The sequence below is a fragment of the Nocardia sp. NPDC057663 genome (assembly GCF_042799895.1).
Classification (GTDB): Bacteria; Actinomycetota; Actinomycetes; order Mycobacteriales; family Mycobacteriaceae; genus Nocardia.
On record NZ_JBHVHX010000006.1, the window covers coordinates 215,756 to 230,555 of the forward strand.

General features: G+C 69.0%; 15 protein-coding genes. 10 read left to right on the forward strand and 5 right to left on the reverse strand.

Going from position 1 to position 14,800, the window contains the following annotated elements; all coding sequences use genetic code 11:
* Positions 1-75 precede the first annotated feature (75 nt).
* The 4 genes from ACFVAV_RS16570 (at position 76) to ACFVAV_RS16585 (ending at position 5,172) form a co-directional block, all read left to right on the forward strand.
* Positions 76-1,707: a TM0106 family RecB-like putative nuclease gene (locus ACFVAV_RS16570; protein WP_379035944.1), complete on the forward strand. Its 1,632-nt coding sequence runs from the start codon at positions 76-78 to the stop codon at positions 1,705-1,707.
* A 53-nt stretch (positions 1,708-1,760) separates the two neighbouring features.
* Entirely contained in the window at positions 1,761-3,719 is a 1,959-nt protein-coding gene (gene htpG, locus ACFVAV_RS16575; RefSeq protein ID WP_379035749.1) for a molecular chaperone HtpG, read from the forward strand.
* A gap of 117 nt (positions 3,720-3,836) precedes the next feature.
* Positions 3,837-4,286, forward strand: a complete 450-nt coding sequence (locus ACFVAV_RS16580) for a GNAT family N-acetyltransferase (protein WP_379035751.1) — start codon at positions 3,837-3,839, stop codon at positions 4,284-4,286.
* A gap of 67 nt (positions 4,287-4,353) precedes the next feature.
* Positions 4,354-5,172: a class I SAM-dependent methyltransferase gene (locus ACFVAV_RS16585; RefSeq protein ID WP_379035752.1), complete on the forward strand. Its 819-nt coding sequence runs from the start codon at positions 4,354-4,356 to the stop codon at positions 5,170-5,172.
* Positions 5,173-5,232: 60 nt separating this feature from the next.
* Here ACFVAV_RS16585 and ACFVAV_RS16590 read toward each other — a convergent pair whose 3' ends face one another.
* Positions 5,233-6,000 (reverse strand): SDR family NAD(P)-dependent oxidoreductase, encoded by a 768-nt coding sequence (locus ACFVAV_RS16590; RefSeq protein ID WP_379035945.1) that lies wholly within the window; start codon positions 5,998-6,000, stop codon positions 5,233-5,235.
* Positions 6,001-6,152: 152 nt separating this feature from the next.
* On the opposite strand from ACFVAV_RS16590, the gene ACFVAV_RS16595 reads away from it, so the two are divergent.
* Positions 6,153-7,031 (forward strand): SDR family NAD(P)-dependent oxidoreductase, encoded by an 879-nt coding sequence (locus ACFVAV_RS16595; RefSeq protein WP_379035753.1) that lies wholly within the window; start codon positions 6,153-6,155, stop codon positions 7,029-7,031.
* 47 nt (positions 7,032-7,078) lie between these two features.
* The gene (locus ACFVAV_RS16600) at positions 7,079-7,723 is read left to right on the forward strand and encodes a TetR/AcrR family transcriptional regulator (protein ID WP_379035755.1); all 645 of its coding nucleotides are present in this window, start codon (positions 7,079-7,081) and stop codon (positions 7,721-7,723) included.
* On the opposite strand, the gene ACFVAV_RS16605 is transcribed toward ACFVAV_RS16600, so the two are convergent.
* The 4 genes from ACFVAV_RS16605 to ACFVAV_RS16620 all read right to left on the reverse strand — a co-directional run bounded on the left by ACFVAV_RS16605 (position 7,699) and on the right by ACFVAV_RS16620 (position 11,141).
* Entirely contained in the window at positions 7,699-8,409 is a 711-nt protein-coding gene (locus ACFVAV_RS16605) for a TMEM165/GDT1 family protein (RefSeq protein ID WP_379035757.1), read from the reverse strand. The genes ACFVAV_RS16600 and ACFVAV_RS16605 overlap by 25 nt on opposite strands.
* 358 nt (positions 8,410-8,767) lie before the next feature.
* Positions 8,768-9,235 carry a peptidase gene (locus ACFVAV_RS16610; protein WP_379035759.1) on the reverse strand — a complete coding sequence of 156 codons (468 nt, stop codon included), beginning with the start codon at positions 9,233-9,235 and terminating at the stop codon, positions 8,768-8,770.
* A gap of 529 nt (positions 9,236-9,764) precedes the next feature.
* Positions 9,765-10,388 (reverse strand): superoxide dismutase, encoded by a 624-nt coding sequence (locus ACFVAV_RS16615; protein WP_189031919.1) that lies wholly within the window; start codon positions 10,386-10,388, stop codon positions 9,765-9,767.
* A 141-nt stretch (positions 10,389-10,529) separates the two neighbouring features.
* Positions 10,530-11,141, reverse strand: coding sequence for a hypothetical protein (locus ACFVAV_RS16620; RefSeq protein WP_379035761.1), 612 nt, complete (start codon positions 11,139-11,141; stop codon positions 10,530-10,532).
* 368 nt (positions 11,142-11,509) lie between these two features.
* Here ACFVAV_RS16620 and ACFVAV_RS16625 point away from each other — a divergent pair, with 368 nt between their 5' ends.
* Genes ACFVAV_RS16625 through ACFVAV_RS16640 form a run of 4 tightly spaced genes read left to right on the forward strand, consistent with a single transcriptional unit; the run spans position 11,510 to position 14,667 of the window.
* Positions 11,510-11,869, forward strand: coding sequence for a rhodanese-like domain-containing protein (locus ACFVAV_RS16625; protein WP_379035762.1), 360 nt, complete (start codon positions 11,510-11,512; stop codon positions 11,867-11,869).
* A 19-nt stretch (positions 11,870-11,888) separates the two neighbouring features.
* Positions 11,889-12,929, forward strand: coding sequence for a DUF4328 domain-containing protein (locus tag ACFVAV_RS16630; RefSeq protein WP_379035763.1), 1,041 nt, complete (start codon positions 11,889-11,891; stop codon positions 12,927-12,929).
* On the forward strand, positions 12,926-13,693 hold the full coding sequence (locus ACFVAV_RS16635) for a glycerophosphodiester phosphodiesterase (protein WP_379035764.1): 768 nt from the start codon (positions 12,926-12,928) through the stop codon (positions 13,691-13,693). The genes ACFVAV_RS16630 and ACFVAV_RS16635 overlap by 4 nt, the downstream gene beginning before the upstream one ends.
* 53 nt (positions 13,694-13,746) lie before the next feature.
* On the forward strand, positions 13,747-14,667 hold the full coding sequence (locus tag ACFVAV_RS16640; RefSeq protein ID WP_379035765.1) for a DUF5926 family protein: 921 nt from the start codon (positions 13,747-13,749) through the stop codon (positions 14,665-14,667).
* Positions 14,668-14,800: the final 133 nt, after the last annotated feature.

Consider the following 14,800-nt stretch of genomic DNA (forward strand, 5'->3'; position numbering starts at 1 on the left):
GACGGTGGGCCGGTGCTTCGCCCGGTCCCCGCTTCCGCTGCGCTCGATCGAGGTGCCGATTCCACGGTTTCACGGATCGCTTTCCTGGACGCGCGCTCGCTGATCGGCTGCAGGCATCGCCTGCACCTGGACGCCGAGCATCCCGGGATCATCGCCGAGGTCAGGGAAGATCCCGGGGTACAGCAGCGCAGGGAAGCCGCGACCGCGCATCGCACCAGGGTGCGCGACGAACTGGTCGCCGCCGCCCCCGCCGACTGGGTGGTGATCGACCCGCAGCTGCGCGCCGGGGAGAAGGCCGCGGCGACCATGGCCGCCATCGAGGCCGGTGCACCCCGGATCTGGGGTGGCCTGCTGCCCCAGGAACCCGACACCGGCCGCCGCGGCGGCGCCGAGTTCCTGCTGCGCGACGACGACCGCGGCGGCTACATCCCGATCATCGTGGTCAACCACAAGGTCACCGACCCGCGCAGGCCCGACCCGGCCGATTTCCACCCGCTGACCTCGGACCTGTTCCGCTGGCAGCCCCGCCGCGACAAGCACGTGAAGCTGCGCCCGCAGCCGCGCGACCAGCAGCGCCTCGCCCATCTGTACCGGATGCTGCAGCGCCACGGCATGGCCAGCCCCGCCCTGGTCGGCGGCGCGATCGGTCTGGCTTTCGACCGCATCCTCGTGCACGACCTGACCAATGTCCTGGCCGACTACGACCAGCGCTACGCCGACCGCATCGCGGTGGTGCGCGGCGAGCTGCCGACGCAGCCGTCGAAGGTGCCCGAGTGCAGGCAGTGCCCCTGGTGGGTGCGCGGGGCCGACGGTAATCCCAGTTGTGAGGGTCAGCTGGCGCTGATGCGTGATGTCAGCCTGGTCGCGCCCGGTTCGCGGGCCGAGGTGCTGCGCGTGCACGGCGTCCAGACCGTCGACGAGCTGGCGGCCTGGGAAGGCGACGAACCCGACGACTGGCAGCACGGCCCGTTCTCCGAGACCGTGGTCACCGCCCGCGCCTGGATCGCGGGCGCCCCGCTGGTCCGCCGCTTCGACACGGTGAGCGTGCGCCGCGCCGACGTCGAGGTCGACGTCGACCTGGAGAGCTACCAGGAGGACGGCGCCTACCTGTGGGGCACCCTGCTCGACGGCGTCTACCGCCCGTTCGTCACCTGGGACCCGCTGCCCACCGAGGACGAGGGCCGCTCGTTCGGCGAATTCTGGACCTGGCTGATGCAGGTGCGGGCCGACGCGCACGCCGCGGGCAAGACCTTCGCCGCCTACTGCTATTCCCGGACCGCCGAGGACAAGTGGCTCTACGAGTCGGCCCGCCGCTTCGCGGGCAAGCCCGGCGTGCCGACCCACGAGCAGGTGCGCGCCTTCGTCGACTCGCCCGAATGGGTCGACATGTTCCAGGCAGTCACCGATCAGTTCATCTGCCCGAACGGCAAGGGCCTCAAGAAGATCGCCCCGGTCGCCGGCTTCGGCTGGCGCGACCCGGAGGCGGGCGGCGAGGCGTCGATGGGCTGGTACCGCCGCGCCGTCGGCTACGACGCCGACCCGGATCTGTCCCAGCGCACCCGCCTGTTCGAGTACAACGAGGACGACGTACGAGCCACCCAGGTCTTGCGCGAATGGATGACGCAGCGGGCTGTCGACGAGGTTCCCTCGCTCACCGACTTCGGGCGCGGTGCGACCGGCGGACCCGGAGGCGGCAGCGGAGCGTAACCACGCAGGGTCCTCGGGAGCACCGCAGAGCGCACAGTAATACGATCGGTGCCGTGACTCAGCACGTCGAAACTCTCGAGTTCCAGGCCGAAACACACCAGCTCCTGGAGCTGATGATCCACTCGGTCTACTCCAACAAAGACACGTTCCTGCGGGAGCTGATCTCGAACGCTTCCGACGCACTGGACAAGCTGAAGCTGGCCGCGTTCCAGGACAAGGATCTGGTCGCCGACACCTCCGACCTGCACATCGAGCTGGAGGTCGACGGGGACAAGCGCGTCCTGACCGTCCGCGACAACGGCATCGGCATGTCCCGCGCCGAGGTGATCGACCTGATCGGCACGCTCGCCAAGTCCGGCACCGCCGAACTGCGCCGCAAGCTGATCGAGGTCAAGTCCGACGCCGCCGCCGAGGAGCTGATCGGCCAGTTCGGCATCGGTTTCTATTCCACCTTCATGGTCGCCGACCGGGTCGTCCTCACCACCCGCAAGGCGGGCGAGACCGAGGGCACCCGCTGGGAGGCCGCGGCGGGCAGCTCCAGCTACACGATCGACACCGTCGCCGACGCGCCGCAGGGCACCGCGGTGACCCTCGAGCTCAAGCCCGCCGACGAGGACGATCACCTCTTCGATTACACGCAGGAATGGAAGCTGCGCGAGATCGTCCGCAAGTACTCCGACTTCATCGCCTGGCCGATCCGCATGCAGGTCGAGCGCACGGTGATGGAGGGCGAGGGCGAGGACAAGGTCGAGAAGACCGTCGTCGAGGACCAGACCCTCAACTCGCAGAAGGCGCTGTGGACGCGCCCGCGCGGCGAGGTCTCCGACGAGGAGTACAAGGAGTTCTACCACCACGTCAGCCACGCCTGGGACGAGCCGCTCGAGATCATCCCGATGAAGGCCGAGGGCACCTTCGAGTACCAGGCGCTGCTGTTCATCCCGTCGATCGCGCCGTTCGACCTGTTCACCCGTGAGCACAAGCGCGGCATGCAGCTCTACGTGCGCCGGGTGTTCATCATGGACAACTGCGAAGAGCTGATGCCGGAGTACCTGCGCTTCGTCAAGGGTGTGGTGGACGCGCAGGACCTCTCGCTCAATGTCTCCCGCGAGATCCTGCAGCAGGACCGCCAGATCCAGATGATCCGCAAGCGCCTGGTCAAGAAGGTGCTGTCCACCGTCAAGGACATGCAGGGCGCCGAGGACCAGACCAGGTACCAGACCTTCTGGGCGCAGTTCGGCCGAGTCCTCAAGGAGGGCTTGCTCTCCGACACCGACAACCGCGAGACCCTGCTCACCGTCTCGTCTTTCGCCTCGACCGCCTCGGAGTCCGAGCTCACCACGCTCGCGCAGTATGTCGAGCGGATGCAGGACGGCCAGGACGCGATCTACTACATGACCGGCGAAAGCCGTGCGCAGGTGGAGAACTCGCCGCACCTGGAGGCGTTCAAGGCCAAGGGCCGCGAGGTGCTGGTGCTGACCGATCCGGTCGACGAGATGTGGGTCGGCTCGGTGCCGGAGTTCGACGGCAAGAAGTTCCAGTCCATCGCCAAGGGCGAGGTCGACCTGGAGACCGAGGACGAGAAGAAGGAGACCGAGGCGCTGCGTGAGCAGCAGGACAAGGACTTCGCCGACCTGCTCACCTGGCTCGGCAAGACCCTCGACGAGGTCGCCAAGGAGGTGCGCCTCACCAACCGGCTCACCACCTCCCCGGCCTGCCTCGTCGGTGACGTCTTCGACTTCACCCCGATGCTCGAGCGCATGTACCGCGCCTCGGGCCAGGCGCTGCCGGAATCCAAGCGCATCCTCGAGCTCAACCCGACCCACCCGCTGGTCACCGGCCTGCGCGACGCCTACGACGCCCGCAAGTCCGATGCCGACGAGGGCAAGGTGCCCGAACTCGCCGAGACCGCCGAACTGCTCTACGGCACCGCGGTTCTCGCCGAGGGCGGCGAGCTGAAGGACCCGGCACGGTTCGCCCAGCTGCTGACCGAGCGACTGACCCGCACGGTCTAGTCCCGGGCCACTACCCGGTCGTCTGCAGAACTGCCCGTTGTCGATTTCGGCAGCGGGCAGTTTCTGTTCACGCGCATTTCCCGTGCCGACGAGGCGGTTTGCGGTCACCATGGAGATATGGCTGGGCACGAGATCCGGCGGGCACGTCCCGATGACTACGACGATCTGATCGGCATGGTCGACAGCTGGTGGGGCAGAACAGTGGTGCACAACCTGCCCCGGCTGTTCCTCGACCACTTCCACCGCACCAGCCTGGTCGCGACCGACGAGGACGGAATATCCGGTTTCCTGGTGGGTTTCGGCTCACCCTCGGACGCCGACGCGGCCTACATCCACTTCGTCGCCGTCCGGCCCGACGCGCGCAAGGTCGGCCTCGGCCGCACTCTCTACGACGAGTTCTTCGAGATCGTCAGGGCCGACGGCCGGAAAGTGGTCACCGCCATCACCTCCCCGGCCAATTTCACCTCGATCGATTTCCACCGCAGCCTCGGCTTCACCGTCACGGGCCCGGTCGCCGACTACAACGGCCCCGGCCGCTCACTGATCACCTTCGAGCGGACGCTCTGACCCCGCATCGCACGAATTCCGTAGGCTGGTCGCGGTATTGACGGCTGGGTGAGAGGAACGACCGCGTATGTCGGAGGGGACGCCGGTCACGGCACGACCGTGGGATCTGGTGGCCGAGGGCTACGCCGAAGCGGGGGCGGCCGTCCTAGGCCCGTTCGCGGCGCACGCGCTCGAATACGTCGATCTCGACAAGGATTCCGAGATCGTCGACGTCGCCGCGGGTACCGGGCTGCTCAGCCTCGCCGCCGCAGCGCAGGGCGCGCGGGTACACGCCATCGACCTGTCGGCGCCGATGATCGAACAACTCACCGCGGCAGCCGAACTCGCCGGGCACACCACGATCACCACGCAGGTGGGCGACGGCCAGGAGCTGCCCTACGAAGACGAACGGTTCGACGCAGGATTCTCCCTGTTCGGCCTCATGTTCTTCCCCGACCGGCCGAAAGGCTTCGCCGAACTGCGGCGCGTGCTACGTCCGGGCGCGACGGCCGTGGTCACCGCCTGGGCGCCCGCCGTCGACTCCTCGCTCATGCGCGCGCTGTTCGGTGCGCTGACCGCCGGTGACCCGAACGCGGCACTGCCGCGACCGGATCGGCACAGCCTGGAGAACCCCGCCGTCTTCGAAGCCGAGATGCGGGCCGCGGGGTTCGACGAGGTGACGATCCGCAGCCACACCGTCGAGGTGTGCTTCCCGAGCGCAGAAGCCCTGTGGGACACCATGACCCGCAGCAGCGCCCCGCTGACCGTGCTCAGACACGAAGTGGGCGAGGAGGAATGGCAGCGCCGCACCGACGCGGCCGTCGAACGCCTCACCGTCACCTACCGCCCGAACACCCCACTGCACACCACCGCTTTGTTCGGCGTCGCCGCCGTGCCCGCGGCCTGACACGGCGACGGCGCCCTGTCCACGCGGGGAACAGGGCGCCGTCGACCGGTGCTTGCGTTTTTACCGCGGGGCCATGCGCAGTGCGCCGTCCATGCGGATGGTCTCGCCGTTGAGGTAGTCGTGGCTGGCGATGTACTCGACCAGCTGGGCGTACTCGTCCGGGCGGCCAAGGCGCGATGGGAAGGGCACACCGGCCTCGAGGCCCTTGCGGTACTCCTCGGTGACGCCGGCCAGCATCGGGGTGTCGATGATGCCGGGGGCGATGGTGTTCACGCGGATGCCGAACTGGGCCAGGTCGCGCGCGGCCGGAACGGTCATGCCGTGCACGCCACCCTTGGACGCCGAGTAGGCGATCTGGCCGATCTGGCCCTCGAAGGCGGCGACGGAGGCGGTGTTGATGACCACGCCGCGCTGGCCGTACTCGTCGACCGGCTCGGTCTTGGCGATGGCATCGGCGGCCAGGCGCATCACGTTGAACGTGCCGAGCAGGTTCACGGTGATGACGGTGCGGAACAGCTCCAGGTCGTGCGGGCCGTTCTTGGACAGGATGCGACCCGCCCAGCCGACACCGGCGCAGTTGACCACGATGCGCAGCGGCGCCGGGCCCTCGGTGATCTGGGCGATCGCGGCCGCGACCTCGTCGTTGCTGGTCACATCGGCCGCGATGAGGGTGACCCCGGCCGGGACGTTGTCGCCCGCGCGCTCGATGGATGCCGGGACGTCGAGCCCGAAGACGGTAGCGCCCGCGTCGGCCAGACGCTGGGCGGTGGCGGCACCGAGGCCGGATGCGCCTCCGGTGACGATGGCGGCGGAACCCGAAATCTCCACGATGGTCCTCTCGTTCATGACTGCTAGTTGGCACTTCGTCAATTGGCACCCTAGCGGGTTTCGGTGAGGCACACATCACCCCTCCCGGCACCGCCGGATCTACTGCGAAAATACCAGCGAACAGCCCTGTTTTCCGGTGGTAACGTGCCTTCATGAGATCGTTCTCCGGTCCGTCGGTGGCCGGACGCAAGGTCCTGATCACCGGGGCCGCTCGCGGGCTCGGCGCCGCACTGGCCAGGAAGCTGGCCGCGCGGGGCGCCCACGTCGCCCTGCTCGGCCTGGAACCGGAACTGCTGGCCGAGGTGGCCGCCGAATGCGGTGACGCGCCGTGGCGCTACTGCGATGTCGCCGACCGCGCCCAGGTCGACCGGGTGGTCGAGGCGCTGGTCGCCGAACTCGGCGGGCTCGACGTGCTCGTCGCCAACGCGGGCATCGCCAAGCAGATGGCGATGATCGGCGGTGATCCGTCGGTGCTGGAGGAGACCCTGGCCGTCAACGTGCTCGGCGTCGCCTACGCCGTGCAGGCGGCGGGCCCGCATCTTGCGCGGCCCGGTGGGTATGTACTGATGATGTCGTCGATCTCCACGGCCGTGCAGCTGCCGCTGGCCGGCGCGTACAGCGCGTCGGCGGCGGCCGTCGAGTCGCTGGCGGGCACACTGCGCTGCGAGCTGCGGCAGACCGGCGCGCGGGTGGGCGTCAGCTATTTCGCCGAGATCGACACCGACATGACCAGTCGCGGCTTCGGCACGGCCGCCGCGCACACCGGTCTCGGCGGGACCAGCCTGACCGGCGTCTCGCCGATCGGTCCCGCCGTCGACGCGCTGGAACGGGCGATCGCGCGCAGGCGCAAGACCGTCGTCTCACCCTGGTGGGTGTCGCTCGTGCTGCCGGTGCGACCCTTGGCGCAGCTGCTGGTGCAGCGGTTGCTCGGCAAGCGGGTCGCCCGCGCGATCGAGATCGCGCGCACCGAGGACGTCCCCTTCACCACCACCCAGCCTGCCCGACCGCGCAGAATGGAACGGCAAGCCTGACCTGCGAGAATCGCGGCACCAGCCGCCGACAAACACGGAGTTCGACGATGAGCGATTCGGCATCCACCCTGCGCCAGCTCCCGCGCGGACGGCATCATCTCTCGCGCGAAGAAGTGGTGGCCTCTCAGCGGGAACGCATCCTCGTCGCGATGGGGGAGGCGATGACCGAGGGCGGCTACGTCGGAACGCCGGTGGCCGCCGTGCTCAAACGGGCGGGGGTGTCCCGCGAGACGTTCTACGAGCTGTTCCGGTCCAAGGAGGACTGCTTCGCCGCCGCCTTCGACCGGGTCTCTGCGCTGCTGGCCGAGCGGCTACAGGGCGTGATCGCCGAAACCGCCGACGCCGACGCGTTCACCAGGATGGACCGCATCCTCACGGCCTACTTCGACCACATGATCGACGATCCGGCCTCGGCCCGGCTGTTCCTGGTGGAGGTGTACGCGGTCGGGCCGTCGGCGATCGAGGCGCGGATGGAATTGCAGAGCCGGTTCGTCGCGGTGGTGGCCGCCATGCTCGGCGCCCAGACCGTCGAGCAGCACTTCGCCTGCGCGACCCTGGCCGCCGCGATCGGCGCCATGGTCACCGGCAAGATCGCCGGCGACGATCTGGACGGCCTGCGCTGCCTGAAGGAACCGCTGATCGACCTCGCCCGCCGCTCGGGTCCGGTCTACGGCACCGCATTCGCCGGCTGATCCAACACCGCCACGTCCTTGCGCGGTCCGTAGAACCGCCAGGCGCCGATACCGAGGCCGACCACGACCGGGGCGAGCAGCGCCAGGCCGGTCGAACCCCAGCCGCCGAGGCCGGGCACGAACGCGTCGAGCACCGTCTTCGCGGCGAAGAACAGGAACAGCAGGCCGGAGGCGAACGCGATGCCGCGTTCGGGCAGATGCTTACCCGCCAGCTTGCCGACCAGGATCGCCAGGCCACCGGCGGCGACCATGCCGACGGTCGAGCCGATCCAGACGGCGAGCCAGCCGTTCTTCGAGGCCAGCGCGGCGGCGGCGAACATGGTGCGGTCGCCGAGTTCGGCGAGCATGAAGGCGGAGATGACGACGAGGAAGGCATTGCGGGTGCTCGGCGCGGGTGCGTCGTCGGATTCCGCGGCGGAGCTCAGCGCGTCACGCAGTGTCCACAGGCCGACGACCAGCAGCGTGAGCGCGGTGACGACGGCGATGGCGTTCGCGGGCAGTGCGGTTCCGAGGAAATGGCCGACACCGGCGGCGATGAGATTGACCGCCACGCTGGCGACGCTGATTCCGGCCAGCACCACCCACCAGCGATAGCGCAACGAGAACGTCAGCGCCATCAGCTGCGATTTGTCGCCCAGCTCGGCGAGGAAGAGCACGCCGAAGCTCAGCAGGATCGTGGCGATCATGAAAGTCAGCTCCCAGGTGGACACTCCGGCCTGTGGCTGAAGAAACGGGTGCGCCTCCAGCCACACCGGTCTACGGATCGGTTTGTGGCCGAAGGTCTCGCCCACCGGTGGTGACCGGTTCGCGCAGCCGGACCGCGCCGATGTGGCGCCGATCAGTATGTCGACTGGGCGATTGCGGGCTACTCCCCTTCGCTGCTTTCACCCTAGCGCGATTGCTGCTGGTATGCCAACTCCGTGTAATCGAAATCGCAATGGCCGCAATAAGTTTGGTAATGCGGCCGGGAGAGTTCGGTTTCCCTGAATCGCGTCGGCCGGACGGCCGTTGCCGGAGGTTCGCCAGGACTGGCTTTCGAAAGTCTCAGGCCGCCAGCAACATTGCCAAAACGGCGGTATCGGGATCGCTGATCAGATCCATCCCGACCCGGCTCACCAGCGAGGTGACGGTCCCGTCGAGCTCGGCCTCGGCCCACGCCGCGCGATGCTCGAGACCCAGATGCGGCACGCCGGGCAGCAGCACGCAGCCCGAGGCCGCGCCCACGCATTCGGGCAGCGACGGCCGGGTCTCCGACGGCGGATGCAGCATCAGCAGCGCGGGCGGCACGTGATCGGCGAACCGGCCCGGCTCGACCGCTTCCGCGCCCAGCACCGGCCCCTCCGCCAGCACCAGCCCGACGGTGCCCGGCTCCGGGTCGTCGGGCAACTCCTCGCGCACGCCGAACACGGTCGAGGTGACCAGCAGGCCGGGCATCGAGGCCACCCGGACCGCGAGCACCAGCACCTGCGCCCATTCCTTGGTGGTGTGCGGCCCCCCGCCCGCCCCCCCCAAAACCAGCAGATTACCCCGCGCCAGAAAAGGCCGGATACCGAAACGACCCGGGGGCGGGAATATTGCCGCCCGCAAAACCGGGGGGGGGTGGGACCCCCGGGGGCGGGAAACGGCCCCCCCCCGCCCCCCCACCCCCCCCCGCGCCCCCATTCGTGGGGGGGGCCCCCCCCCCGGCCCCCCCACCACGAATCCCTGCAGATGACCGCGCGCCTGAAACGGCGTGATCCCGATCGGACCGTGCGTCGTCATGATGGCCTCCCGATATCCGGGGCGGCGATGCCCGTATACAACAGGAATAGCCCCGAACCCATCTGGCACACAAGTACCACTGAGTGCCAGGAACCGGTCAATACACGCAAAAGACCTCCCAGCAGAAGCTGGGAGGTCTTTCACGCACCATCTGATTTCGACCGAACATGGGTAACTCGTCGGGTACGCCCAGAAGCCGAGCGCACCCGACCGCAAGTCCGGTTGAGACTCGCCGAACTACCTACGACCGGCAAAATACGCGGAGAGGCGGAACAGCAGCTCAGCCGAAGATGAGGCCCTTGCCCTGGGTCACGGCGCGGGCGAAGCGCTCCTGCACGTCGGCCCAGTTGACGACGTTCCAGAACGCGGTCACGTAGTCGGCCTTGACGTTCTTGTACTGCAGGTAGAAGGCGTGCTCCCACATGTCGACCTGCAGCAGCGGGATGATGCCGATCGGCACATTGGCCTGCTGGTCGTACAGCTGGAAGGTCAGCAGCTTCTGGCCGAGGGTGTCGTAACCCAGGACGGCCCAGCCGGAGCCCTGCAGGCCGTTCGCGGCAGCGGTGAACTGCGCGCGGAACTTGTCGAACGAACCGAACTGGTCGTCGAGCGCGGCGGCCAGGTCACCGACCGGCTTGTCGCCACCGTTGGGCGAGAGGTTTTTCCACCAGATGGAGTGGTTGGTGTGGCCACCCAGGTGGAACGCCAGGTTCTTCTCGTTCAGGAAGATGGCGGCGTGGTCGCCGGCCTCACGGGCGGCTTCCAGCTTCTCCAGTGCCGCGTTGGCACCGGCGACGTAGGCGGCGTGGTGCTTGGTGAAGTGGATCTCGTTGATCTGTCCGGAGATGTGCGGCTCCAGCGCGCTGAAGTCCCAATCGAGTTCGGGCAGTGTGTAGACGGCCACGATGTCCCTTTCCGTGTGTCGGGCTGTGTGCGCCCATTCGGACGAGCACACCAACCATCATTCGTACACCCGCTCGCTGCAACCGCAGGCGTGCGGCCCCTCATTCCCGGGAGCGCGCGGGTGGTGCCGAATCGGCCCGGATTACAGCGGAGGGGCGACGTCGGCCTTCGATGCCCTGGCGTCGCCGGAATCATGTGCGGCCCACCAGCGGCGACCGCCATCGATGAACTCCGCCATGGGGATCTCCCGGCCACCGGAGGCGGTGACGGTGATCTTGTCGAACCAGACGCGGACATCGAGTTCCCGCGGATCGATGCCCTCTTCCTGGGAGAACTCGATGACGTGCGCGGCGATCCGCTGATCGAGCACGGTGTCGAAGCTGAGCAGCTCGCTCCACAGGGCCCAGCCGCTGTCGTCGAGATCGATGAATTCCCAGCCGTGCAGCCCGCCGCCGCCGAAACTCTCGATGGCCTCGTCAAGTTGGTCGAGGGTCAGCGGGAGGACCCTGGCCTCGATGTCGTCCCAGCGCTGGATGCGCAGGGAAGCGGCGACCCGGGTGACTCCGGTGAAGGTGAGCAGGACTTTCGCCTCGGTCGGCGCTGGTCCGTCGGCGGGTAGTGTCAGCACCTCGAGAGCGAGTTGCAGTCGCCCCGCCGTGGCGTCCACCTCTACTCCGAGACAGGTTGATTCGGACAAAGCGGTATTAAGGCCGTTGATGTCGAAACTGTCGAATAGCCCCCTGCTCACGTTCATGCGCTCAGGCTACCGATCCGGCCGCCTGGATCCCAGGATTTAGGATTTTCTCTAGTGATGTCGTTTTTATGGAACCGAATCGGCCCGGCTCGCGTCCAAGTAGATGTCGGGACCGATACAACCTCGGAATCCCGACGTCAGCGGCGAACGGTCGCTCCGGGATGACATGGAGGGGAGTCTCGGATCGGCCGTTCCGCCCGCTGGCTTCCCCGGCTGCACGTCGGTTGATAGCCCACGCCTCGCGAAAGTGTGCTGACCGATAGCTGAGACCTGTGGATCAAGTTGTGGATTCTGTGGATAACCCGCATCCATCCACAGACCGCGCACAGCCTCGCCCGGCGTCGCTGCCGACATGGCAGGATCGAGGCGTGACGAGCTCCGATGTCCCTACGGTGCCGGTGGGTGCGGTACCCGCCGCGTTCGACGACGCCGAGCCGGTGCCCGGCGTCCAGCTGCTCGACGTGCGCGAACCCGACGAATGGGAGCTCGGCCACGCGCCGGGCGCGATCCACATCCCGATGGTCGACGTTCCCGCCCGGATCGACGAGATCGACGTCGACGCCGAGGTGTACGTCGTGTGCAGGCAGGGCGGGCGCTCCATCGAGGTCGTCAAGTATCTGGCCCACATCGGGTACGAGGCGGTGAACGTCGCGGGTGGAATGGTGGCCTGGCAGCAGACCGGCCGCCCGGTGGTCGCCGACGGCGAGCACGAAGCCAAGATCTACTAGTCCGGAACGGGGTGCGCGGGTGAGTTCGGTGGTGCAACCATGTGCACGCTGTGGCGCGCGGTGGGCCGTGCAGGGCGCGCCGATGCACTGGTGCCCGCGCTGCCGTGGTGTGCTGCTGTCGCCGGGCAAGGTCGACGCGCCCGCCGCCCAGCGCAACTACCGCTGGGTCGCGCGCAGGCCGGATCACCGCACCCGCAAGGCCGGGGCATCGACCACGTCGGCACCCCTCGGCCCGACCCCGCACTACACCGAGATTCCGCGCTGGGGCCTGCTCGATCCGCCGCCCGCGCCCGGTCGCGCGCCGGAGCGGCCGCTGCGTGGCATCGCGGCCCACCGCGATCTCCTGCTGGTCATCACCGCGATGGCCTTCCTGGCCGCCGCCTTCGCCGAATACGGCCGGTACCTGATCCTGCTGCGCAACCGCACCACCCTCATCCCCGGCTGGCTGCTGTGGATCTCCGACATGTCGGTGTGGGTGTTCGGCGTCATCGCCCCGCTGTGTGCCCTCGCTGCCGCGCTCGCGCTGGTCGCGTGGCTGATCGAAGCGCGCCGGGCGACATTCGCCGCGCGGGGCAGGCGCGATCCGCGGCGCCGGTGGTCGCTGATCCTCGGGTGTCTGGTGCCCGGCGTGAACCTGATCTGGCCGGGGGTCTTCCTCACCGAGCTGCTCGGGCCCGCCGCCGATCCGCGCGCCGTGCGGGCGGTGCGGATCTGGTGGGCGGCCTGGGTGGTCAGCGGCCTGATCCTGCTCGGCGCGACCCTGTGGCGCGACGCGTCGACCCTGCAGGCCGAGGCCGACGGTGTCTCGTTCACCGCGTTCAGCGATCTGTGCGCGGCCTGCTTCGCGGTGCTCACGCTGTGGACGGTCCGCCAGCTCGAAGGCCGGGACCTGCGTGGCGCGCCGCGCACCGCGCACCGCTGGGTGATGGCCGCCGATCCCGCCGAGGTCGTCATCGCCCCCGTCCTGCCCGGTGCACCAGGCACCGGGCAGGATGAGGTTGAACGCGCGAATCCCGCCGAAACAGGCGAGAATACGCAGGAGGAGGTTGTGGCCAAGTGAGCCAGGGCAATCGCGCGCCATTCGTGGTCGCGCACCGTGGTGCGTCAGCGGCGCGCCCCGAGCACACCCTCGCCGCCTACGCGCTGGCGCTCGAGGAAGGTGCCGACGGTGTCGAGTGCGACGTCCGCCTGACCCGCGACGGGCACCTGGTCTGCGTGCACGACCGCACCGTCGACCGCACCTCCGACGCCACCGGCCTGGTCAGCGAACTGACCCTGGCCGAACTGCGCGACATGAACTTCGGCACCGAGGACGCGCCGTCCGGTGTCCTCGCCCTCAGCGATCTGATCGGCCTCGTGCTCGACTGGCGCAGCAGGCCGACCAAGCTGTTCATCGAGACCAAGCACCCCGTGCGCTACGGCGCGCTGGTGGAGAACAAGGTGCTCGCCGAACTCCAGCGTTTCGGGATCGCCACACCCGCCTCCGCCGACCACTCCCGCGCGGTGGTGATGTCGTTCGCCGCGACCGCGGTCTGGCGGATCCGCCGCGCCGCCCCGCTGCTGCCGACCGTGCTGCTCGGGGAATCCTCGCGCTTCCTCGGCGGCGGCGCCGCGACCACGGTCGGCGCGACCGCCGTCGGCCCGTCGGTGAAGACGCTGCGCGAGCATCCCGAACTCGTCGACAAGGCCGCCGCCGCGGGCCGCGCCACCTACTGCTGGACCGTCGACGATCCCGACGACGTGAAATTGTGCGCCGACCTGGGCGTCAGCTGGGTCGCCACCAATCACCCCGGCCGCACCAAGGCCCTGCTCGCCGGCGTGTGAGTTTTCGCCGGGTCGCGCGCAGCGATATCACTACCCGGCCATAAACTCTCGCCGTGGGTAAAAGCAAGCGGAACAGTCCGAAGCCCGACAGTAATCGGGCTCAGCGTCTCGCCGAGCGGCGTGCGGCGCAGGAGCAGGCATCTGCGGCCCCGACGCGGCCGTTCGAGGGACTTGCTGCCGAATGTGATCTGGTGGCGCTGCGGGAGTTCGTGCCGTCGGCGACCGCGACCTTGAAGCTGGTGCCCGGTGTCGCGGCACAGCGCTCGGTGACGCTGGCGACGGTGCTACCCGGTGCGGTGGCCGCGCTGGTCCGCGCCGGCGACGAGCCGGCCGGCTTCGTCGGCACGCAGATGCAGCACCAGGGCACCGACCCGTCGGCCGATATCGCCGCGGCGATCCTGTGGACGCAGTCCGCCGAGCCCGGTGAGTCGCTGGACTCGGCCGGTTCCGTCGAGGGCGGTCCGCGCCTGGCCGACGTCATCGATCCGGGCGCCGACCTGGAGCTCACCGTGCACCAGGACTTCGACTGGTGGGTGCCCGAGGGCGTGACCCCCGATCCGCAGGTGGCGGCGACGATCGAGCAGGCCAAGCAGGCCATCATGCCGTCGGCGCGACTGGATCTGGGCGCCGACGGTGTCGGCGCGGCCTGGTGGGTCGACGCAGGCGAGAAGGCGCATGTGCGCTGGGTGCGTCCCGAGGACGAGGACAAGCTGATGCTGGCGCTGGCTCGCGTGCACGCCGCCGGCGGCCTGCACATGGGCGAGGGTTCGCGCTTCGCCGGTTCGTTCCGGACGCACGGCCTGCTGGTGCCGGTGTTCGATCTCGATCCCGAGAGCCACCCCACCGAATGGGAAGGTCCCGCCCGCGAATTCGGTGCGCGGCTGGCCGAGGCGCTGGCCTCGGACGCCCCGATGACGGGCGAGGAACGTCGTTCGCGCGACGGCCTGCGGTCGCGTCAGGTCACCCTGCGCTGAACTGACAACGCATGCCGGATTCGGGGGCGGCGGTGGGGGCGCCGCATACCCGGCCACGAGGGAGTGGGGGCCCCGCGGGGGCGCGTGGCCCCGGCCGCCGGGGGCCGGGTGGACAGAAACGCCCCCATAAGTT